General features: G+C 70.7%; 13 protein-coding genes. 5 read left to right on the forward strand and 8 right to left on the reverse strand.

Annotated elements, in window-relative coordinates:
* The first annotated feature begins 89 nt into the window (after positions 1–89).
* Entirely contained in the window at positions 90–3,893 is a 3,804-nt protein-coding gene (locus ACFC09_RS02790) for a GH92 family glycosyl hydrolase (protein ID WP_376523205.1), read from the forward strand.
* Between the two features lie 171 nt (positions 3,894–4,064).
* On the opposite strand, the gene ACFC09_RS02795 is transcribed toward ACFC09_RS02790, so the two are convergent.
* From ACFC09_RS02795 to ACFC09_RS02820, 6 genes are all read right to left on the reverse strand, one after another.
* Positions 4,065–4,970, reverse strand: a complete 906-nt coding sequence (locus ACFC09_RS02795) for a carbohydrate ABC transporter permease (RefSeq protein WP_376523208.1) — start codon at positions 4,968–4,970, stop codon at positions 4,065–4,067.
* Entirely contained in the window at positions 4,967–5,899 is a 933-nt protein-coding gene (locus ACFC09_RS02800) for a carbohydrate ABC transporter permease (protein WP_376523212.1), read from the reverse strand. The genes ACFC09_RS02795 and ACFC09_RS02800 overlap by 4 nt, the downstream gene beginning before the upstream one ends.
* Positions 5,896–7,287: an ABC transporter substrate-binding protein gene (locus ACFC09_RS02805; RefSeq protein ID WP_376523215.1), complete on the reverse strand. Its 1,392-nt coding sequence runs from the start codon at positions 7,285–7,287 to the stop codon at positions 5,896–5,898. Before ACFC09_RS02805 ends, ACFC09_RS02800 begins: the two co-directional genes overlap by 4 nt.
* Before the next feature lie 77 nt (positions 7,288–7,364).
* The gene (locus ACFC09_RS02810; protein WP_376523217.1) at positions 7,365–8,462 is read right to left on the reverse strand and encodes an enolase C-terminal domain-like protein; all 1,098 of its coding nucleotides are present in this window, start codon (positions 8,460–8,462) and stop codon (positions 7,365–7,367) included.
* 92 nt (positions 8,463–8,554) lie between these two features.
* Positions 8,555–11,848, reverse strand: coding sequence for a discoidin domain-containing protein (locus tag ACFC09_RS02815; RefSeq protein WP_376523219.1), 3,294 nt, complete (start codon positions 11,846–11,848; stop codon positions 8,555–8,557).
* 107 nt (positions 11,849–11,955) lie between these two features.
* Complete coding sequence (locus ACFC09_RS02820; protein WP_376523222.1) at positions 11,956–12,798, reverse strand: FadR/GntR family transcriptional regulator; 843 nt, start codon at positions 12,796–12,798, stop codon at positions 11,956–11,958.
* A 461-nt stretch (positions 12,799–13,259) separates the two neighbouring features.
* On the opposite strand from ACFC09_RS02820, the gene ACFC09_RS02825 reads away from it, so the two are divergent.
* From ACFC09_RS02825 to ACFC09_RS02840, 4 genes are all read left to right on the forward strand, one after another.
* Positions 13,260–14,009 carry an SDR family NAD(P)-dependent oxidoreductase gene (locus ACFC09_RS02825; RefSeq protein WP_376523225.1) on the forward strand — a complete coding sequence of 250 codons (750 nt, stop codon included), beginning with the start codon at positions 13,260–13,262 and terminating at the stop codon, positions 14,007–14,009.
* A 243-nt stretch (positions 14,010–14,252) separates the two neighbouring features.
* Positions 14,253–14,576 (forward strand): L-rhamnose mutarotase, encoded by a 324-nt coding sequence (locus ACFC09_RS02830; protein ID WP_376523227.1) that lies wholly within the window; start codon positions 14,253–14,255, stop codon positions 14,574–14,576.
* 162 nt (positions 14,577–14,738) lie between these two features.
* On the forward strand, positions 14,739–15,572 hold the full coding sequence (locus tag ACFC09_RS02835) for an amidohydrolase family protein (RefSeq protein WP_376523230.1): 834 nt from the start codon (positions 14,739–14,741) through the stop codon (positions 15,570–15,572).
* Positions 15,569–16,630, forward strand: coding sequence for an aldo/keto reductase (locus ACFC09_RS02840; protein ID WP_376523233.1), 1,062 nt, complete (start codon positions 15,569–15,571; stop codon positions 16,628–16,630). The genes ACFC09_RS02835 and ACFC09_RS02840 overlap by 4 nt, the downstream gene beginning before the upstream one ends.
* Before the next feature lie 449 nt (positions 16,631–17,079).
* On the opposite strand, the gene ACFC09_RS02845 is transcribed toward ACFC09_RS02840, so the two are convergent.
* Together ACFC09_RS02845 and acnA are read right to left on the reverse strand one after the other, a co-directional pair.
* The gene (locus ACFC09_RS02845) at positions 17,080–18,789 is read right to left on the reverse strand and encodes a sensor histidine kinase (protein ID WP_376523238.1); all 1,710 of its coding nucleotides are present in this window, start codon (positions 18,787–18,789) and stop codon (positions 17,080–17,082) included.
* A 282-nt stretch (positions 18,790–19,071) separates the two neighbouring features.
* Positions 19,072–21,789, reverse strand: coding sequence for an aconitate hydratase AcnA (acnA, locus tag ACFC09_RS02850; protein WP_376523240.1), 2,718 nt, complete (start codon positions 21,787–21,789; stop codon positions 19,072–19,074).
* Positions 21,790–22,308: the final 519 nt, after the last annotated feature.

A 22,308-nucleotide genomic window follows, 5' to 3' on the forward strand; every position in this document is an offset into this window, starting at 1 on the left:
CCTTGACATCATCGGTCACTTGACTCCCTACTGGTTCCTGCGCAGCGATTTTGACAACGTTGTCTGATGCGCAGGGAGGGTTTTCGCACATGCAGCGGAGAGTTCGACACAGATGGGGCCCGGCGGTCGTGATCACGACCGCCTTCGTTCTGGCCGCGGGTTCGCAGGGGGCCGCGGTCGCCCTGCCCGCCAAGGCACCGGCAGCAGACCGGGAGTTCGCATCCTCGTTCGAGGCGAACGATCCGGCGCCGGACTGGCTGAGCACGGTCGACACGACACCGGGCGGCGCCAAGCGCGCCTCGGGCGTCGACGGCGGCTACACCACCGGCATCCCCGGCAACGTCAACGACCACGTCACCGGCGTACGCGCGAGCGCCGAGAACACCGACGGCGGTGAAGTCAAGGAGAACCTCGCCGACGGCGACCCGAGCACCAAGTGGCTGGCCTTCGAGCCGACCGGCTGGGTCGAGTTCGACCTGGACAAGCCGATCAAGCTGGTGACCTACGCCCTCACGTCGGCGAACGACTCCGCCGAACGCGACCCGAAGGACTGGACCCTCCAGGGTTCCACCGACGGCAAGGACTGGAAGACGCTCGACACCCGCTCCGGCGAGACGTTCCCGCAGCGGTTCCAGACCAAGTCGTACGACCTCGCCGAGCCGGCCGAGTACCAGCACTTCCGGCTCGACGTGACGAAGAACAACGGCGCTTCGGGCATCCTGCAACTGGCGGACGTCCAGTTCTCGACCGGTGACAGCGGAGCCCCGGTGCCGCAGGACATGGTCACGCTGGTCGACCGCGGCCCGACCAGCTCGCCGACCGCGAAGGCGGGCGCGGGCTTCACCGGCACGCGGGCCCTCAGGTACGCGGGCCGGCACACCGCGGACGGACGCGGTTACTCGTACAACAAGATCTTCGACGTGAACACGAAGGTCGACCGCGACACCCAGCTGTCGTACCGGATCTTCCCGTCCATGGCCGACGGCGACCGCGACTACGACGCCACCAACGTCTCCGTCGACCTGGCCTTCACCGACGGCACCTACCTGAGCGACCTGGGCGCGATCGACCAGCACGGCTTCGGTCTCACGCCGCAGGCGCAGGGCGCCTCCAAGGCGCTGTACGTCAACCAGTGGAACAACGTGGAGTCGCGGATCGGTTCGGTCGCGGCGGGCAAGACCATCGACCGCATAGTGCTGGCCTACGACTCCCCCAAGGGCCCGGCGAAGTTCCGCGGCTGGCTGGACGACGTCTCGGTCAAGCAGGTGGCCCCCGAGAAGCCCAAGGCGCACCTGTCCGACTACGCGTTGACCACCCGCGGCACCAACTCCAGCGGCAGCTTCTCGCGCGGCAACAACTTCCCCGCGACCGCGGTCCCGAACGGCTTCAACTTCTGGACCCCGGTGACCAACGCGTCCTCGCTCAGCTGGCTGTACGAGTACGCGAAGGCCAACAACGCGGACAACCTGCCGACGATCCAGGCGTTCAGCGCGAGCCACGAGCCGAGCCCCTGGATGGGTGACCGGCAGACCTTCCAGGTGATGCCGTCCGCCGCGTCCGGCACCCCGGACACCGGCCGCGAGGCGCGCGAGCTGGCCTTCCGGCACGAGAACGAGACCGCCCGGCCGTACTACTACGGGGTCAAGTTCGAGAACGGCCTGAAGGCCGAGATGGCCCCGACCGACCACGCGGCGACGATGCGCTTCACCTTCCCCGGTGACGACGCGAGCGTGCTGTTCGACAACGTGACGGACCAGGCGGGCCTCACGCTCGACAAGGCGAGCGGGACCTTCAGCGGCTACTCGGACGTCAAGTCCGGGCTGTCGGCCGGCGCCACCAGGATGTTCGTGTACGGCGAGTTCGACAAGCCGGTGACGGACGGCTCGTCGAGCGGCGTCAAGGGCTACCTGAAGTTCGACGCGGGTGCCGACCGCACCGTCACCCTCCGCATCGCCACCTCGCTGATCAGCGTCGACCAGGCCAAGGACAACCTGCGCCAGGAGATCCCGGCCGGCGCGTCCTTCGACACCGTCAAGCGCCAGGCCCAGCAGGCCTGGGACAAGGTGCTCGGCAAGGTCGAGGTCGAGGGCGCCACGCCCGACCAGCTGACGACGCTGTACTCCAGCCTGTACCGGCTGTACCTGTACCCCAACTCGGCCTTCGAGAAGGTCGGTTCGAAGTACCAGTACGCCTCCCCCTTCTCCGCCAAGACGGGCCAGGACACCCCGACCCGGACCGGCGCGAAGATCGTCGACGGCAAGGTGTACGTCAACAACGGCTTCTGGGACACCTACCGGACGACCTGGCCCGCGTACTCCTTCCTGACGCCCGGCAAGGCGGGCGAGATGGTCGACGGGTTCGTGCAGCAGTACAAGGACGGCGGCTGGACGTCCCGCTGGTCCTCCCCCGGCTACGCGGACCTGATGACCGGCACCTCCTCGGACGTGGCCTTCGCGGACGCGATGGTCAAGGGCGTCGACTTCGACGCCAAGGCCGCCTACGACGCGGCCGTGAAGAACGCGACGGTGGTGCCGCCGTCCTCCGGCGTCGGCCGCAAGGGCATGGCGACCTCGCCGTTCCTCGGGTACACCAGCACCGACACCGGTGAGGGCCTGTCCTGGGCGATGGAGGGCTACGTCAACGACTACGGCATCGCCCAGATGGGCCAGGCCCTGTACAAGAAGACGGGCGAGAAGCACTACAAGGAGGAGTCCGAGTACTTCCTCAACCGCGCCCAGGACTACGTGAACCTCTTCGACCCCCGGGTGGACTTCTTCCAGGGCAAGGACGCCAAGGGCAACTGGCGCTTGGACCCGTCCAAGTACGACCCGCGCGTGTGGGGCTACGACTACACGGAGACCAACGGCTGGGGCTACGCCTTCACCGCCCCGCAGGACAGCAAGGGCCTGGCGAACCTGTACGGCGGCCAGAAGGGGCTCGGGGACAAGCTCGACGAGTACTTCTCCACCCCGGAGACCGCCTCGTCCGACGTCGTCGGCTCCTACGGCGGTGTCATCCACGAGATGACCGAGGCCCGGGACGTGCGGATGGGTGAGTACGGGCACTCCAACCAGGTCGCCCACCACGCCATCTACATGTACGACGCGGCCGGGCAGCCCTGGAAGACCCAGCAGAACGTCCGTGAGGCGCTCTCCCGCCTGTACACCGGCAGCGAGATCGGGCAGGGCTACCCGGGCGACGAGGACAACGGCGAGATGTCCGGCTGGTACTTCTTCTCGGCGCTCGGCTTCTACCCGCTGGTCATGGGCAGCGGCGACTACAGCATCGGCTCCCCGCTGTTCAAGAAGGTCACGGTCCACCTGGACAACGGCCGGGACCTGGTGGTCAACGCCCCGAAGAACAGCTCGAAGAACGTCTACGTCCAGGGCGTCAAGGTCAACGGAAAGAACTGGACGTCGACGTCGCTGCCGAACTCGGTGCTGCAGAAGGGCGGCGTGGTCACCTTCGACATGGGCTCCAAGCCGTCCTCGTGGGGTACGGGCAAGGACGCGGCCCCGGTCTCCATCACCAAGGACGACAAGGTGCCGACGCCGCACGCGGACGTGCTGAAGGGCGTGGGCCCGCTGTTCGACAACACGTCGGCGACGGAGGCGGCGGTCAGCTCCGTGGACCTGCCGGTCGACGGCGCCACCAAGGCGGTCCAGTACACGCTGACCTCGTCCAAGGACCGCACGAAGGCGCCGACCGGCTGGACCCTCCAGGGCTCCACGGACGGCACGACGTGGCAGACCCTGGACAAGCGGTCCGGCGAGTCGTTCTCCTGGGACCGGCAGACCCGGCCGTTCACGATCTCCGCGCCGGGCTCGTACACCCAGTACCGCCTGGTCCTGGACGGCGAGTCGACGCTGGCGGAGGTGGAACTGCTGGCGTGACGGACGTGCTCGTCACCCGGGACTGATCCCGTGAGCACGACGACGAACCGAGAGGGCCCGCCGGTCTTGTCCGGCGGGCCCTCTTGTCCAATCCCGAGCACGGTTCCGAGCGCAGTTCCGAGCACGGTCTCTGCGCCCTGACGGTCCGTTCCGGCGTCGCAGGCCCCCCGCTCACTCCTTGGTCGCGCCGGCGAGCATCCCGGAGACCAGGGTGCGCTGGGAGAAGAGGAAGAGGACCAGGACGGGCAGGATGGCGATGACGATGGCGAGGGCCAGCTCCGGAATGGTGATGTTCAGGCCCGCGCCCGCCACCGGGTTGAACGACGGCGTGGACGTCAGGAGCTGGTTCAGACCGACCTGGATGGGGAACTCGTCGCTGTTCGGCAGCACCAGGTAGGGCAGGAAGAAGTTGTTCCAGTTCCCTACGAAGCTGAAGAAGGCGACGAGTCCGATGACCGGCTTGGCCAGCGGAAGCGCGATCCGCAGGAACAGCTGCCATTCGGTGCAGCCGTCGATGCGGGCCGCGGCGAGCAGGTCGCGGGGCAGGCTCGTGGCGAAGTAGATGTACACCAGGTACACCCCGAACGGGTAGAACGAGAACGGCAGGATCACCGACCAGACCGTGCCGATCAGGTGGAACTTGTTCAGTTCGAGGAAGACCGGCAGGACCAGCGTGGCCGACGGCATGATCATCGTCACGAGGGTGACCGCGAGCAGCGTCTTGCGGCCGCGGAACTTGGTCAGGGCCAGCGCGTAACCGGCCGGGACACTGGTGAGGAGGGTCAGCACCAGGGAACCGCCCGAGTAGACGGCCGAGTTGCGCAGCCAGACCAGGACGGCGCCGTCCTCGAAGGAGAACAGGTGCCGCCAGGCGTCGCCGATCCGGCCGAAGGAGCCGAAGGACAGCGGGTTGTCGTGGACGATCTGCCCGGCCGTCTTGCTCGGGGCCAGCAGCAGCCAGACGACGGGCAGCACGAAGAACACCAGCAGGGCGGCGAGCAGCAGGCCGACGACGAGTGCGGAGACGGCCCGCGAGGGCGCGGTACGGGAGCGCGGAAGCGCGGAGGGCAAGGTCATTTCTCATCCAACGTGAACATGTTCGAGCGCCACACCAGGAGGCCCGCGCAGAGCAGGCCGAGCGCCAGGAGGAAGACGGAGATCGCGGCGGCGCCGTTGAAGTCGCCCTGCTGGAAGGCGTAGACGTAGGCGAGCTGGTTGGGTGACCAGGTCGGGCTGACCCTGCCCAGGCTGGCGGTCTGCAGGAGTTGCGGCTCGACGAACAGCTGGGTGCCGGCGGCGAAGGCGAGGATGGTCATGTAGGCGATCCACTGCCGGATCATCGGGATCTGGATGGACCAGGCGATGCGCCAGGGGCCCGCCCCGTCGATCCGGGCCGCCTCGATCACCTCGTCGGGGATGTTGTTCAGCGCCCCGTACATGACGACCATCCAGCCCCCGGCTCCGGTCCAGAAGGCGATGAGCATGAAGATCATCGGGAGGTTGCCGGGGGCCAGGACGGCGGCGAAGCTGTCCATGCCCAGTGCCTTCAGCAGCCAGGAGACCGGGCTCACGTCCGGGTCGAGCATGAACAGCCAGACCAGCACGCTCGCCACGCCCGCGAGCGCGCCGGGGATGTAGTACAGGAACCGCAGCAGCGCCGAGACCGAGGTCCGCAGGCGGCTGCGCAGGACGACGGCCGTCAGGACCGTCAGCACCACGAGGGTCACCAGCCAGAGCACCAGGTACACCAGGATGTGGCCGAACGCCGGCAGGAACCGGTAGTCCTGCACGACCCTGGTGAACTGGTTGAGTCCGGTGAACTGGCCCCGGTCGTTGGTGACGGCCAGGTAGAAGGCGTAGCAGGTGGGGAACACGCCGAAGGCGAGCAGCAGCAGCGTGTACCCGGCGACGAAGAGGTAGCCCGCGCGGCCGGCCCGCCGCCGCGGCGTGCCACCGCGGCGGAGCGGGGCGGCGACGGCGACGGGCCGGGTGTCCAGCAGCGTCATCGGTCGGTCACCTGGTATCCGTTGGCCTTGGCCTGGTCGCCGATGGCCTTCTGCCAGGCCGGCAGGGTGGCCGTGAGCGTCTTGCCGCCGGTCAGGGCCGGCAGGACGACGCTGGACCAGGACGTCGCGTCGGAGAACCTGGTGTTGGACCAGCCCGTCCACACCTCGTCGGCCGCCTGCTGGAAGGGGCCGCTGACGTCTTCGGCGAAGTAGCTGTTGTTGGCCGGGTTGGCGAGCCATGCCTTGGCGGCGGGCGCGTAGGCCGGGTAGGTGGGGGCCTTGGCCTGGTTCTCGTCCGATGTGGTCAGCCAGGTCACCAGGTCGGTCGACGCCTTGAGGTTGGTGCTGTGCGAGGAGACCATCCAGACGCCGCCGCCCACGTTGCCGGTGCTCGCGGTGGTCTCACCGGGCCAGGTCAGCGGCGCCGCCGCGGCGATCTGCCGGGCGGGCGTGTGGAAGGCGGTCTTGAACAGGTACTGGCCGTACCAGGACGGGCCGTAGGCCATCAGGACCTTCGAGCCGCTGTTCTTGGCGAAGCCCTGGCTGAAGAAGCCCTGGGTGGTGACGGCCTTCGCGGAGATCAGCTTGTCCAGGAGGGTCGCCATCCGGGTGCACTTGGGGTCCTTCAGGTCCACCCGCAGCGTGTCCGGTTCGGTCAGGCTGAAGGCCGGGCACTGGCCGGACCAGAAGTAGGACTCGTGGGAGTTGGTGTCGCCGACGGAGCCGACGAGGTAGCCGGGGTGCTCCTTGGCTACCTTCAGGCCGAGGGCCTCGTACTCGGCCCAGGTGGTGGGGGGCTGGTAGCCCCACTTGTCCATGAGGGGCTTGTTGTACCAGAGGACGACCTGCGCGATGTCGTTGCGCAGGCAGTAGGTGTGCCCGTTGAACTGGCACGGCGCGAGCGAACCCTTGGCGAAGCCGCCCAGGGTGCTCCCGGGGACCAGCTTGTCGTCCAGCGGCGCGGCGAAGGGGGTGGCGCCGGGCTTGGTGGGGGCGGACGCCCAGGTGACGTCGGTGGGCGAGCCGAAGACGACGTCGGGCCAGCCCTCGCCGGTGCGGTCGAACAGCTGCACCTTCGACTGGAGGTAGGTCGAGCCGTCGGCGCCGCCGTCGTAGGTGACGATCTTCATCTGCACGTCCGGGTGGGACTTCTGGTACGCCTGCACCGAGGGCAGCCGCGTGGAGTCGGTCCAGACGGTGATCTGCGAGCCGGCCTTCTGGCCGACGGGCTTGAACTCGGCGGTACCGCTCTTGGCGGCCGGTCCGCCGGTCGGGTCGGCGCTGGCGCAGCCGGCCAGCAGGGTGACGGCCGTCAGGGCCGCCCCCGCGGCCAGGGCGCGTACCGTTCGGGCACCCGGGCCGGTTCTGGAGAAGCGGGAAGACGTCATCGTCTTGCCTTTCGTGGTTCGGGATGGTGCGGGTGGGGCGCGGGGGGTCAGTGGGGGTCAGTGGGGGTCGGCGCGGGTCAGCGGGGCTGTTCCACGAACCTCTTGAGTGCGTCGCCGTAGCCGAAGTCGAGGGGCAGGGCGATGCCCGGCCCGGTGGGTGCGTGCACCAGTCCGTGCTCGTCGACGTGCCGCTCACGGACGACGGTGGTGGCGGTGACCAGGGACTCGTAGTAGGTGGTGTTGGAGATGGCCATGCACAGGTGCTGGTTGGGGATGTCGGAGCCGTGCACCTCGGCGCGCAGCCGGAAGGCGTCGGCCAGATGGGCGGTGCGCATGGCTCCGGTGATGCCGCCGCGCAGCGTGGTGCCGGCCCGCACTCCGAAGGTGGCGGCACCGGCCTTGATGAAGTCGGCGGAGTTCATGTGGGCGCCGTCGGAGGTCTCGGCGACCAGCAGCGGTACGGAGACGGCTTCGGCGAGCCGCTGGTAGGCGCTGATGCTGAACTCGCGCATCGGCTCCTCGTACCAGAGGTAGTCCGCCTCGGACAGGGCGCGGCCCAGGTAGATGGCGTCGGGCAGGTCGAAGCCGGCCGAGCCGTCGTACATCAGCGGGACGTCCGGGCCGACGTGGTCGCGCAGGGCCTGGCACAGGGCGGCGTCCCGGCGGGCGTCGCCCCAGGCGTGCAGTTTGATGCCGCGGTAGCCGAGTGCCAGGCTCTGGTCGGCGACGGAGAGGAACTCCTCGGTGGTGGCGAAGGTGGAGGTGGAGGCGTAGGCGGGGATGGCGTCGCGGAAACCGCCGAGCAGTTGCCACACCGGCCGGTCGTGCACCCGCCCCGCCAGGTCCCACAGCGCCACGTCGATCAGGCCCAGGGTGGGCAGGGGCAGTTCGTGGATGCGGTCGAGTTCCCAGACGCGGTGCCAGAGCCATTCGCGCCGGAAGGGGTCGGCTCCGAGGAGTTCGTCCCGGAAGACGCGGTCGACCAGGTCCCGCAGGGTGACGGCCGCTCCCGGCCGGGCGAACACCGCCACCCCCTCGGCACCTTCGTCGGTGCCGATGTGCAGGACCGCGCCGTCGCCCACCGATGGGCTGCCGCTCAGCCCGTCCCGCCAGAAGAAGGGCGGTTCGGCCGCGGGGACGTCGATCGGATGGACTTCGACATGTGTGATCTTCATGATCGCTTTCTGTTCCTGTGGTGGAGCGGGCCCGGCCGGGAGAAGGCCCGTGCGCCGGCGTCGCGACGAGGCGGACGTTGCCTGTCGGGGCGCTAGAAGCCGCCGTAGGCCCGCAGCTCGTAGACGCTGCCGCCGTTCCAGCTCGAACCCGTGACGGTCAGCCGCAGGTAGCGGGCGTCGAGGGGGGTGTCGGCGAAGGAGTAGGCGGTCTGCGCGGTGGTGCGGGCGGCCGTGTGGTCGTCGAACGTCGACCAGGCGACGCCGTCGGCCGAGTACTCCAGGAGGTACTGGTAGCCGCTGGGCTTCTCGAACGTCGTCGCCACGCTGGAGACGGACGTCACCTTGCCCAGGTCGACCTGGATCCAGGACGGGTCGGGCAGCCCGAGACCCTGCGCCCAGCGGGTGGACAGGTCGCCGTCCACGGCCAGTTCGGGGGTGTTCGGGTCGGAGTAGGAGGACACCGTCACCGGCTTGTGCAGCGCCAGGTCGTCGTCGGCCGGCATGGTGATCGTGGCCGCGGGGCTGGGCTCGGAGGCGTTGAGCGCCGCGTCCCTCGCCACGACGGTGAACGTGTACTCCTTCTGCGGGGACAGGTCGCCGACCCGCAGCCGGGTCCTGTCGGTGACGGCGATCCGCTTGCCGTCCTGGTAGACGGCGTAGCTGGTGACGCCCTGGTCGTCCGGCGCGGCCGGCCAGCTCACGTCGGCCATGCCGGGCAGCAGCGCGGTGGCGGTGGGCTGCCCCGGCGCGTCCGGCGCGGTGTGGTCGCCGCTCGGCGGCAGGGCGGTGCCGTAGACCTGGAGTTCGTAGAGGCTGCCGCCGTTGCCGCTGGAGCCGGTGACGGTCAGCCGGACGTAGCGGCCGTCGGTCTCCCGCTCGGCGGGGGAGTAGGTGGTCTGCGCGGTGGTGTCGCTGCCGGTGTGGTCGTCCAGCGTGGTCCAGTGCACCTCGTCGGGGGACACCTCGACGCGGTACTTGTAGCCGCTGGCCTTCTCGAAGGTGGTGATCGCGCCGGAGACGTCGTACTGCGCGCCGAGGTCGACCTGGATCCAGGACGGGTCGGGCAGCCCGAGACCCTGCGCCCAGCGGGTGGACAGGTCGCCGTCCACGGCCAGTTCGGGGGTGTTCGGGTCGGAGTGGGAGGACACCGTCACCGGCTTGTGCAGCGCCAGGTCGGCGCCGGACGGCATGGTGACCGTCACCGGCGCACTGGCCGGTGACTCGTTGCCCGCGGCGTCGCGGGCGGTCACGGTGAAGGTGTACGTCCGGCCGGGAGTCAGGTTCGGGATGCGCGCCGAGGTGCCCTTGGCGGCACTGGCGAGCTTGCCGTCCTGGTACACCGCGTAGCCGGTGACACCGGTGTCGTCGCTGGCCGCGGGCCAGGTCAGGTCCGCCACGGTGGGGAAGTCGGTGACGGCGCCGGGCTTGCCGGGGGCGCTCGGCGCGGTGCGGTCGCCGGGCTGCGGGTCGGGGTCGAGATGCCGGTACCGCGGCTGGAGGCCGGCGTTGTCGACGATCGACGCGGGCAGTTGCTCACAGCCGTCGACGGTGGTGTTGTTCAGGATCGTGTCGTCGGTGCTGTTGAACTGGGCGCTGAACTTCGGCGTCGTCGTGAAGTTGTAGTCGGCGGTGATGTCCATGCCGTGGTTGAGCAGCAGCCACTGGTAGGCGACGTCGCAGAAGGCGTTGTTCGTGGTGTGCCAGTAGCGGCTGCCCTCGTCCTGGTAGATCGCGCCGTAGGCGTGCTCGGGGACCTTGCGGATGTAGTTGCCGGAGACGACACCGCCCGGGTTGGCGCTGAGGGTGTAGATCGCGCCGCCGTCGGCCTGCGACTTCATGATGTCGCTGATCTCGTTGTCGCTGATCTCGTTGTCGCGTGCGGTGGTCGGGGTGTCCCAGACCGGTACGCCCGAGTTGCCGGGGTAGTTGCTGTCGCCGCCCTTGTCGGTCAGACCCCAGCCCCAGCCGACGGAGATGCCGCTGTAGGGCAGGTCGTAGACCTTGTTGTGGGTGATGACGGTGTGGTCGGTGTACCCGGCGAAGATGCCGAGCGACCCGTTGTACTGGTCGGCGACGTGGGTGACCACGTTGTTGTCGACCGTGTTGTCCTTGGTGATGTCGCGCGGGTCGTCCGGGTGCGCGTCGATGACGTCGGTGCCGCCGACCTGGATGCCGGTCGACGCGATCTGCTGGAACACGTTGCCGGTGATGTCGGTGCGCTGGGTGCCGGTGTTCAGGTTGAGGCCGACCGCGCCGAGGTGGGTGAAGGTGTTGCCCGCGAAGCCGATGTCGTGGCCGTGGCTGACGTTGACGGCGCCGGGCGTCTTGACCCACTTCAGCCGGGTGGAGTCGAAGGTCGGGTTGTCGTCGCCGACGATGCGGAAGCCGGCCTGTCCCTCGATCAGCCCGTCGCTCGAACTCGGCGCGAGCCAGGTCGAGTAGGAGAAGGTGATGCCCTGGAAGGAGACGTCGGTGACCGGGTGGTCCTTGGTCCCGTTCAGGTCCACGAGGTCCTGGACCCTCGGCACCGTGACGGTCGCCTTCGAGAGGTCCTGGCCCTGCTTGGGCATGTAGTAGAGGTCGCCCGCGCTCTTGTCGAGGTACCACTCCCCCGGGGTGTCCATCAGTTCCCGGGCGTTCTCCAGCCAGGTCGGGTTCTGGATCTCCTGGCCCTCGTGGAGGTTGGCGTTGTGGAAGCAGGGCTGCTGGATGGTCATGGTGGTGCCGGATATGGACTGCACGGGGCAGCGCATCAGCATCCAGCCCCAGCTGCTGACGACCTCCATGTCGGACTGGTTCTTGTACGCGTCCAGACTGGTGTCGGTGATCTTGTAACCGGTGGCGGTCTTGGTGAAGCCGGGCGGATTCTGCTGCCCGCGGGCGCGGGTCTCCAGCTCTCCGTCGACGTAGAGCTGGCGGGTGTCGAGATCGCCCACGTGCGCCTTGTACACCTGGTGGGAGGCGTCGAGGGGGGTCCAGCCGGTGACCTGCTCGCCGCCGCTGACCACGGGACGGGCGCCGGGTGCCGCCTCGTAGACGATGCGGTGGCCGTTCGTCCCCGAGTCGCGGGCGGTCAGGGTGAAGGTGTCGGTCAGCCGGTAGGTGCCGGACAGCAGCTCGACGTGGATGTCGCGGTGCATGTCGCGGTTGATGCCCCGGACGTGGTCGCGGGCGTGCTCAAGCGTCCGGAACGGCTGCTTGGCGCTGCCCGGTCCGCTGTCCCGGCCGTGGTCGGGCGAGACGTAGAGCTTCAGCGGGGGCGGGCCCTGGTCGGCGGCTGCCTGGGCCTGGAGGCCGCTCAGCGGCAGCGCGGCCGCGGCCAGCGAGAGGACCGCGAGCACGCTTCCGCGTCGTGCGCGACGGGGACGGGGTGGAGACATGGACATGGGAATCCAATCGCCTGTGCGATGAAGGGAGTGGACGGCCCGGGACTTCACCGGGCCGTCCAGGCAATGGACGGCTCATTCCTCGGACACCCCGCCGGTGGCCTCGTTCAGGAGGCGGAGGTCGCCGGCGGGGTGGTCTCGGTGGGGCCGACGCCGTCCGAGGGACCGGACGTGCCGGGGGCGTCGACGTGGGGGGTGACGTTGAACAGCCGGTCGCGGATCCGCCGCTCGAACTGGTGCCGGGTGGTGGCGATGTGCTCGTTCATCAGCTCGGCGGCCCGGTCCGGGTCCCCGGAGGCGATGGCTTCGGCGATGGCCAGGTGCTGGCGGCCCGCCACTTCGAGGGAACCGGGTGTGTCACCGTGGAAGAGGAGCACGTCGGACTGGGCGGCCAGGCGCCGGACGTTGGCGACGCTGGACCGCAGGAAGACGTTGTGGGCGGCGACGCCGACGGCGTCGTGGAACAGTTTGTCGGCCGCGGCGAAGGCGTCGGCGTCGCCTCCCCGGCCCGCCTCCAGGGAGCGTTCGGCGCCGTCCCGGATGTCCCGCACCTCGATGGGGGTCGCCTGCCCCGCGGCCCGGCGCGCGGTCTCCGATTCGATCAGCGTGCGGTAGTCGAGGAGCATCAGCACGTGCTCCATGCTGGTCGGCTGGAAGTGTGTCAGATGGTCGTCGGCCAGGCCGCCGGGTGACTCGGCGACGAAGATGCCGGCGCCCCGCCGCACGCTCAACCGCCCGAGAGCCGCCAGCACCTTGACCGCTTCACGGGTGACGTTGCGCGAGGTGCCGAGGATCTCCGCGAGCCCGGCTTCCGTGGGCAGGCGGTCACCGGGGTGCAGGTCCTGCTCGCCGATGTAACCGAGGAGTTGCTCGGCGACCAGTTCGTATCCCGGCCGGTAACGCCTGGTCGCTCCGCCGTCTTTGGCCGAGACCTTGCGCTGTTCTGACACGGGAACCGACCTCCGGGAGTGATGAATCAGACTCATTTGCGGGGTCACTATGACACTGCGGTGGTCACCGGGCAAGAGTCTGACTCATCGACATCGCCGCGACTCCTGCACGGTGGGCGAGCACGGGGAGACTTTGCCGATAAAACAGGGCATCCCGCGTGCTCTTGTCTTGCACACAGCGGCGAGAGCTGCCTATGGTCCGTCCGATCCGGTCAACCCCGGACGTCAAATGAGTCTGATTACTTGAGGCGTGTTCTGGCCGCTTCTGGCCGCCCGACAGCGAGACGGCGGCAGGACAAGACCGGCGGGACGGACCCGTGCTCCCGGACTCGGCCGGGCCCCGTCCCGCCGCGGTCCCGCGCCCTGACGACCTTGCCGAACCCGCCCCGTGTGAGGAGCCACCGTGCAGTTGGAGTACGACATCCCCGTCCGGCGACCGGCCCCGACCGGGCGGATCTGACATGGCAGCCTTCGACGGCCTGACCGCACTGGTCACCGGCGGCGCCTCCGGCATCGGACTCGCCACCGCACGCCGGCTGCTGGCCGAGGGCGCGCGCGTCGCCGTACTGGACCCGCAGGCGCCACCGGTCGACGGGATGGTCCACGTACGGGGCGATGTGTGCGACGACGCCTCGGTGACCGCAGCCACCGGATCGGCCCTGAAGTCGCTCGGCGGGCTGGACATCCTGGTCAACAACGCCGGCATCGGGGCCCAGGGCCGCGTGGACGACAACCCGGACGACGAATGGCACCGGGTGCTGGACGTCAACGTGGTCGGCCTGGTGCGGGTCACCCGGGCCGTGCTGCCCCAGTTGCGCGCCTCCCGGCACGCGGCCGTCGTCAACGTCGCCTCCATCGCGGCGACGGCCGGTCTGCCCGGCCGCGCCCTGTACTCGGCCAGCAAGGGCGCGGTGCTGTCACTGACCCTCGCCATGGCGGCCGACCTGGTGGCCGACGGGATCCGGGTCAACGCCGTGAACCCGGGGACGGTCGACACCCCTTGGGTGACCCGGTTGCTGGAGACGGCGGACGATCCGGAGCGGGAGCGCGCCGCCCTGTCCGCGCGGCAGCCGCACGGACGGCTGGTGACCGCGGACGAGGTCGCCGACGCCATCTGCGCCCTCGCCTCCCCGGGGGCCTCCTCCGTCACCGGCACGGCACTGGCCGTGGACGGCGGCATGGCCGGCTTGAGGCTGCGCGTGAGGGGCTGACAAAAACCGGCGGACTGACAAGGATCGACCAGAACCGAGAACCGAGGGCCGAGGAACGGGGACCGGGAACGGGAATCGAGACCCGGGGACCGAGACCCGAGGACCGGGAGCCGAGGACCGAGACCCGAGGACCGAGACCCGAGGACCGGGAGCCGAGGACCGATCCCCTGGGACGGAAGCCGAGGAACGGGGACCGGGAACCGAGGGCCGAGAACTGGCGGCCGAGAACTGAGGAGTGAGGACATGCAACGCTTCGCGACGGTCATCCGGCTGAAGCCGGAGAAGGAAGAGGAATACCGCCGTCTGCACGCCGCCGCCTGGCCCGGAGTGCTGGCGGCCCTCAAACGGGCCCACATCGGCAACTACTCCATCTTCCTGAGGGACGGCCTGCTGTTCAGCTACCTGGAGTACAGCGGCGACGACTACGCCGAGGACACCGCCGCCATCGCCGAGGACCCGGACACCCGTGCCTGGTGGGCCCTCACCGATCCCTGCCAGCAGCCCCTGGACAGCGCCGCCGAGGGCGAGTGGTGGGTCCCGGCGGAGGAGGTCTTCCACCTCGACTGACGCGGACGCCGCCGTGCCGGGACCGGCGGACCCGACAGCCGCGGGCCGCCCGGACGGCACCGGCCCGCCGGCCACCGGGCGTGTTTCCGAAGTCCCGCCGGGGCCCACGCCACTTTCGAAACACGCCCCAGTCCGACCCGCCCAAGACACAAGGGACCGAGTGTGCGCATCGACGCTCATCACCACCTGTGGGACCTCGACGTACGCGACCAGCCGTGGACCCACCCGATCCCCGTCCTGCACCGCAGCTTCACCATGGACGACCTACGCCCCCTGCTGCACCGGGCGGCCATCGACGCCACCGTGGTCGTGCAGACCGTCCCGGTCGCGGAGGAGACCCCCGAACTCCTCGCGCTGGCCGCGCGGGACCCGCACGTGAGGGCCGTCGTCGGCTGGACCGACCTGACCGACCCCGCGATCCCCGACCGCCTCGCCGAACTGCGCGAACATCCGGGCGGCGCGGCCCTCGCCGGCATCCGCCACGGCGTCCAGGACGAACCGGACCCACGGTGGCTGGACCGTACGGACGCCCGGCGCGGCCTGGCGGCCGTCGGCGCGGCCGGCCTCGTCTACGACCTGCTCGTCCGCCCCGACCAACTGAGCGCGGCCGTACGGACCGTGACCCAGCTGCCCGAGGTGCGCTTCGTCCTGGACCACGCGGGCAACCCGGAGGTCGAACCGGGCGGCCTGGAACCCTGGACGGCCCTCATGACCCGGCTCGGCCACTGCGACAACGTCGCCGTCAAGCTCTCCGGACTGGTCACCCGCGCCCCCGCGCCCCACGCACCCGCCCTGCGCCGCCACGCCGACGTGCTCCTGGAGAAACTGGGCCCGGACCGGCTGATGTTCGGATCCGACTGGCCGGTCTGCCTGCTCGCCGCCGACTACGGCGACACCCTCGCGGTCGCCCAGACCCTCACGGCGGCACTCAGCCCCGACGAGAGCGCCGAGGTGTACGGCGGGACCGCGGCACGCTGGTACGGACTGGTCGCATGAACCTGCGCACGATCGGCCGCACCCCGGTGCGCGTCGGTGAACTCGGCTTCGGCGCCGCCCCGTTGGGCAACCTCTACTCCGCCGTCGACGACGCCACGGCCGGCGCCACCATCGAGGCCGCGTGGGCGGCGGGAGTACGCCACTTCGACACCGCTCCGCACTACGGCCTGGGCCTGTCCGAACGCCGGCTGGGCCGGGCACTCGCGGGACGGCCGCGCGACCGGTTCACGCTCTCCACCAAGGTCGGCCGGCTCCTGGTGACGAACCCGCACCCCACCGGGTCCGATCTCGCGGCGGGCGGCTTCGACGTCCCCGACACCTCGGTCCGGCGGCCCGACTACTCCCGGGACGGCGTCCTGCGCAGCCTGGAGGCGAGCCGGGCGCGGCTCGGCGTGGACCGCATCGACATCGTCTACGTCCATGACCCGGACGAGCACATGGACACCGCGGTCGACCAGGCCGTCCCCGCTCTGGTCGAACTGCGCGAGCAGGGAGTCGTCGGTGCCGTCGGCGTCGGCATGAACTCCGTCCCGCCACTGCTGCGCTTCGTCGCCGAGACGGACGTGGACGTGGTGATGGTGGCCGGCCGCTGGACCCTCGCCGACCGGAGCGCGCTGCCGCTCCTGGCCGCGTGCGCGGACCGAGGGGTGTCCGCGGTCGCCGCGGCGCCCTTCAACTCCGGGCTCCTCAGCAGCCCCTCCCCCGCGGACGGGGCGTACTTCGACTACCGGCCGGCCCCCGCCGATCTGCTCGCGCGGGCCCGCGCCCTGGCCGGTGTCTGCCGCCGGCACGGCACGGTTCTGCCCCACGCGGCCATCCGCTTCCCGCTGCGGCACCCGGTCGTGGCAAGTGTCGTGGCCGGCTTCCGTACGCCGGAGGAAGTCCGCTCCGCGGCCAGGTGGGCGGCACGGGACCTGCCCTCCCGGGCCTGGGAGGAACTGGAGGCCGTCGTCACCGGTGAGGCGCCGGAGCCCGCGGCGAAGCCCTCGGCGGAGCCCGCGGATGAACAGGCGGCGGAGCCCGCGGATGAACAGGCGGGCGAGAACACGGCGTCTTGATGCCGGTGCGGTCACGGCAGTCCGGGAACCGGCGGCCGGAGGCCGGGGATCCGACAGCCGCCGGAGGCCGGGGATCCGGCAGCCGGAGGCCGGGGATCCGGCGCTCTGACCACCGCCGTCGCCCCCTCGGCGGCGGCCTCGAGCGCTGGACCGGCGGACGCCGCGGGCGCGGTGGTACCGGCCGCCGCGTTCGTGCCCGGCAGCCGTCGGTGACGTCGCGTCAGTCCACTCCGGATCCGCGGGCGTCATCCGACGGGGGTACCCCAACTGGGTTGACATCGTTGTCGGTTGAGGCGGTAAAGTCATGTGACGGCGAGTCGACAACGTTGTCGCATCTCCGTCCGACACGAGCCACGCCCCACCCGGACAGGTCGATCCCCCCTCGCCCGTCCGGCCCGCGGACCCGGTGCGCACCGCCACCGGGTCCGCCCGGAGCGGCTTCCGCTCGCCTACACCGCCTCCGCCGTCCGCCCCGCCCCGGTCACCCGGTCCTCCTCCGGCCGGAGCGCGTCCCCGGTCACCGGCCCCGTCCGGCCGAGTTCGCCCACCGGTCCTGCCCGGCCGGAGCGCGGCACCCGCGCCACGAACTCCGTACGCCCCGGTGCGCTCTCCACCGCGATCCGGCCCCCGTGCGCCGCCACCACCGCCGCCGCGACGGCCAGTCCGAGCCCCGAGCCGCCGCCCTCCGCACCACCGGACCGGGCGCGGGAGGTGTCCGCGCGGGTGAACGGCTCGAAGACCACCGGGAGGAGATCGGACGGGATGCCGGGACCGTCGTCGCGGACGCGGACGACGCCATGGGTGGGGGTGGTCTCGACGGTGGCGACCACCGTCGTCCCCACGGGGGTGTGCCCGCGCGCGTTGGCCAGCAGGCGGGCCACCACCTGACCCAGCCGCGCCTCGTCGCCGACCACCAGGGCGGGGGCGTCCGGCGGGAGTTCGAGCCGCCAGACGTGCCCGTCACCGGCGGCCCGCGCCGCCCACACCGCCTCGGTGACCAGGCAGGCGAGGTCCACCTCGGCCGATGGCAGCGGACGGCCCTCGTCGAGGCGGGCGAGCAGCAGAAGGTCCTCGACCAGCCCCGTCATCCGGGCCGATTCCGCCGTGACCCGCCGCCAGGCAAGCTCCGGGGCGACGCGGCCGGAGCCGTGGTTCATCAGCTCCGCGTAACCGGCGATGGCCGCGAGCGGCGTGCGGAGTTCGTGGCTGGCGTCGGCCAGGAACCGCCGCATCCGCTCCTCGCCGCGCCGCACCCGCTCCTCGGCCCGCACCCGGTCGGCGTGCGCGGTCGCGGCCTGGTCGGCGAGGCGGTTCAGGGCGGCGCCGATCCGGGCGACCTCGCCGCCGGGCCCGGTGTCCCGCTCCGGCAGCCGTACCCGGGCGAGGTCGGTCGTCCGGCCGGTGCCGAACGGTGTACGGGAGATCGCCTCGGCCGTGGCGGCGACGTGTCGCAGCGGGCGCAGCCGACGCCGTACGAGGGTCGCGCACACGCCGCACGCCACGGCCAGTCCGGCCCCGGCGATCGCGGTCTCCGCGGTCGCCAGCCCGCCGAGACCGGCCAGTACGTCGTCCATGGGGAGGCCGGTCAGGAGGTGGATCCCCGCCCGGTCGAGGGCGAGGAGGCGGTAGGTGCCGAGTCCGGGGACCGTCCGGGTGTGCGCGGAGCCGTCGGCGGCGATGCCCCCGAGGGCGGCGCGCTGGACGCCGGTGAGGTCGCGCGGCCCCGCGCTCCCTCCGCTCCGGTCGGCCCCGCCGTCCCCGTGGCCGTCGCCGGACCCGTCCGTGCCGCTGTCGCCGGACCCGTCCGTGGCCCCGTCGCCGGACCCGTCCGTGGAGCCGGCGGCGGGCCCGTCGAACACCGCCGCGCTCAGGACCTTCCCGTTCCCGTCGAGCCGGGCCGCGAGCAGGCCCGCCGGACCGGCTGCGTCGCCGAGGAAGGAGAGGTCCGCGGCGAGTTCCGGGTGGCGGGCCGCACCGTCCGCGCCCCACTCGGCGGCGTCGGTCACCCGGTCGTCGAGGTGCCCCAGGACGTAGGCGCGTTGCACGATCACGGTGCCGACGGCCAGTGCGGCGCTCAGACCCACGAGCGCGGCGACGACGACGGTCAGCAGCCGCGTGCCCAGGGAACGGCCCCTCGGCGGGTCCGGCACGGCGGTCATCTCCGACACTCCCCGCGCCGGGCGGCGTGGCCGGGGCGGCGGACGATCGGCCCGTGGGTACGGCCGGTGCGCGGCCCTGGGGTTCCAGTCATGTCCCGATCCTGTCCCGGTCCGCTGAGCGGACCCTGTGTCCAGGCTGAGGGTCGGTCATGACCCGGATGCCCCGGATGACTCGGATGACCCGGCTGCCCCGGGACGTGACCGGCGAAGGGCCGCACCCCCGTCATCGGGGATGCGGCCCTGGGCGGCGGCGCTCCGAGCCCGGGGCTCGGCCGCTGCCGGTTACTTGCGGATCAGGTTGCGCAGCACGTACTGCATGATCCCGCCGTTGCGGTAGTAGTCGGCCTCACCGGGGGTGTCGATGCGGACGACCGCGTCGAACTCGACGCCCGTGTCGGTGGTGACCTTGACCGTGCGCGGCGTGGTGCCGTCGTTGAGCGCGGTGACGCCGGAGACGGAGAAGGTCTCCTCGCCGGTCAGGCCGAGCGACTCGGCGGAGGCGCCCTCCGGGTACTGCAACGGCAGCACACCCATGCCGATGAGGTTGGAGCGGTGGATGCGCTCGTAGGACTCGGCGATGACGGCCTTGACGCCCAGCAGGGCCGTGCCCTTGGCCGCCCAGTCGCGGGACGAGCCGGAGCCGTACTCCTTGCCGGCCAGGACGACCAGCGCGGTACCGGCGGCCTGGTAGTTCTGCGAGGCGTCGTAGATGAAGGAGACCGGTCCGCCGTCCTGCGTGAAGTCGCGGGTGTAGCCGCCCTCGGTGCCCGGCGCGATCTGGTTGCGCAGCCGGATGTTGGCGAACGTGCCGCGGATCATGACCTCGTGGTTGCCGCGGCGCGAGCCGTAGCTGTTGAAGTCGCGGCGCCCCACCCCGTGCTCGGTGAGGTACTTGCCCGCCGGGGTGTCGGCCTTGATGGCACCGGCCGGGGAGATGTGGTCGGTGGTGACCGAGTCGCCGAGCTTGGCCAGGACGCGCGCGCCGGCGATGTCCTCGACCGGGGCCGGCTCCATGGTCATGCCGTCGAAGTACGGGGGCTTGCGGACGTAGGTCGACTCGGCGTCCCAGTCGAAGGTGTTGCCGGTCGGGATCGGCAACGCCTGCCACTGGGCGTCGCCCGCGAACACGTCCTGGTAGGACTTGTTGAACATGTCCTCGCCGATGGCGCCCGCGACGACGTCGTTGACCTCGGCCTCGCTCGGCCAGATGTCCTTCAGGTGGACCGGGTTGCCGTCCTGGTCGGTGCCCAGGGCGTCACGCGTGATGTCCACCTTCATGGAGCCCGCGAGGGCGTACGCGACGACCAGCGGCGGGGAGGCCAGGTAGTTCATCTTGACGTCGGGGTTGATCCGGCCCTCGAAGTTCCGGTTGCCGGACAGGACCGAGGTGACGGCGAGGTCGTGGTCGTTGACGGCCTTGGAGACCTCGTCCGGCAGCGGGCCGGAGTTGCCGATGCAGGTGGTGCAGCCGTAGCCGACGAGGTTGAAGCCGACCTTGTCCAGGTACGGGGTCAGGCCCGCCTTGTCGAAGTAGTCGGTGACGACCTTGGAGCCCGGCGCGAGGGTGGTCTTGACCCAGGGCTTGCGGGTCAGGCCCTTCTCGACCGCCTTCTTGGCCACCAGGGCGGCGGCGACCATGACGTACGGGTTGGAGGTGTTGGTGCAGGAGGTGATGGCGGCGACCGTGACCGCACCGTGGTCCAGGGTGTAGGTGGTGCCGTCGGGGGCGGTGACCTGGACCGGGTTGGACGGGGCGCCGTTGGGGGCGACCGCCGGGGAGTCGGAGGCCGGGAAGGACTCCTTGCCCGGCTCGTCGCCCGCGTCCACGTAGTTGAGCACGTCCGACTTGAACTGCTGGGCGGCGTTCGCGAGGACGATGCGGTCCTGCGGGCGCTTCGGTCCGGCGATCGACGGGACGACCGTCGACAGGTCCAGCTCCAGCTTCTCGGAGAAGTCGGGCTCGGCCTTCGGGTCCAGCCAGAGGCCCTGCTGCTTGGCGTACGCCTCGACCAGCGCGACCTGGTGGTCGCTGCGGCCGGTCAGCCGCAGGTAGCTGAGGGTCTCGTCGTCGATCGGGAAGATCGCGGCGGTGGAGCCGAACTCCGGGGACATGTTGCCGATGGTGGCGCGGTTGGCGAGGGAGGTGGCGGCGACGCCCTCGCCGTAGAACTCGACGAACTTGCCGACGACGCCGTGCCTGCGCAGCATCTCGGTGATGGTGAGCACGAGGTCGGTGGCGGTGGTGCCGGGCCGGAGCTGGCCGGTGAGCTTGAAGCCGACGACGCGCGGGATGAGCATCGAGACGGGCTGGCCGAGCATGGCGGCCTCGGCCTCGATGCCGCCGACGCCCCAGCCGAGGACGCCGAGGCCGTTGACCATCGTGGTGTGCGAGTCGGTGCCGACCAGGGTGTCCGGGTACGCCTTGCCGTCGCGAACCATCACGACGCGGGCCAGGTGCTCGATGTTGACCTGGTGGACGATGCCGGTGCCGGGCGGGACGACCTTGAACTCGTCGAACGCGGTCTGGCCCCAGCGCAGGAACTGGTAGCGCTCCTTGTTGCGGCCGTACTCCAGGTCGACGTTCACCTTGAAGGCGTCGTTGGTGCCGAACTTGTCGGCGATGACCGAGTGGTCGATGACCAGCTCGGCCGGGGCCAGCGGGTTGATCTTGGCGGCGTCGCCGCCCAGCTCCTTCACGGCCTCGCGCATGGTGGCGAGGTCCACGACGCACGGGACACCGGTGAAGTCCTGCATGATCACACGGGCCGGCGTGAACTGGATCTCCTGCGACGGCTGGGCCTGGGAGTCCCAGTCGCCGAGGGCGCGGATGTGGTCGGCGGTGATGTTCGCGCCGTCCTCGGTGCGGAGCAGGTTCTCCAGCAGGACCTTGAGGCTGTACGGCAGGCGGGCCGAGCCCTCCACCTTGTCCAGCCGGAAGATCTCGTACGACTCGTCGCCCACCTGCAGCGTGCTGCGGGCGTCGAAGCTGTTCGCCGACACGACAGTCTCCTTCATTGATGTGCGCGTACCACCACGATCCTGCCGCCACGGCCCGCGGGCCGTTCCGCTAAGGTAAGGCTAAGTTAGGTAGCCCTTACCGGGGTGGCGGCTGTGGTGCCCCTCGGCAGATATCTCGATGTCGAGATAACTCTAGTACATGGGGCCCGAATGGTCATGCCCGGACCGGCCGTCCGGCCTCGACCGAACCGGTGCGGGCCCCCGCCTCGGCACGTTCGGTGACGCCGCGATCACAGTCGATGCCTGCCGCACAGGCCGGGCCCGGCCTCCACCCCTCCACCACCGATCCACCGAGCCACCGAGCCACCCGGCGCGGACCCGGACGGACCCCGGCACCGGCCACGCGTGACCGCGGGCGCGACACGCCGAGGCCAGCACCTCGTCACAACCTCCCCTTATCGGACAATGTCGCCACATAACACCTATTACGTCAGCCGGTTACCCCCCGGACCATCCCCTCGCCGTACCTCCAGGGGCCACTGACGTCCCGTCACTCGAATG

It is taken from the genome of Streptomyces sp. NPDC056161 (assembly GCF_042268025.1).
In the GTDB taxonomy this organism is placed as follows: domain Bacteria; phylum Actinomycetota; class Actinomycetes; order Streptomycetales; family Streptomycetaceae; genus Streptomyces.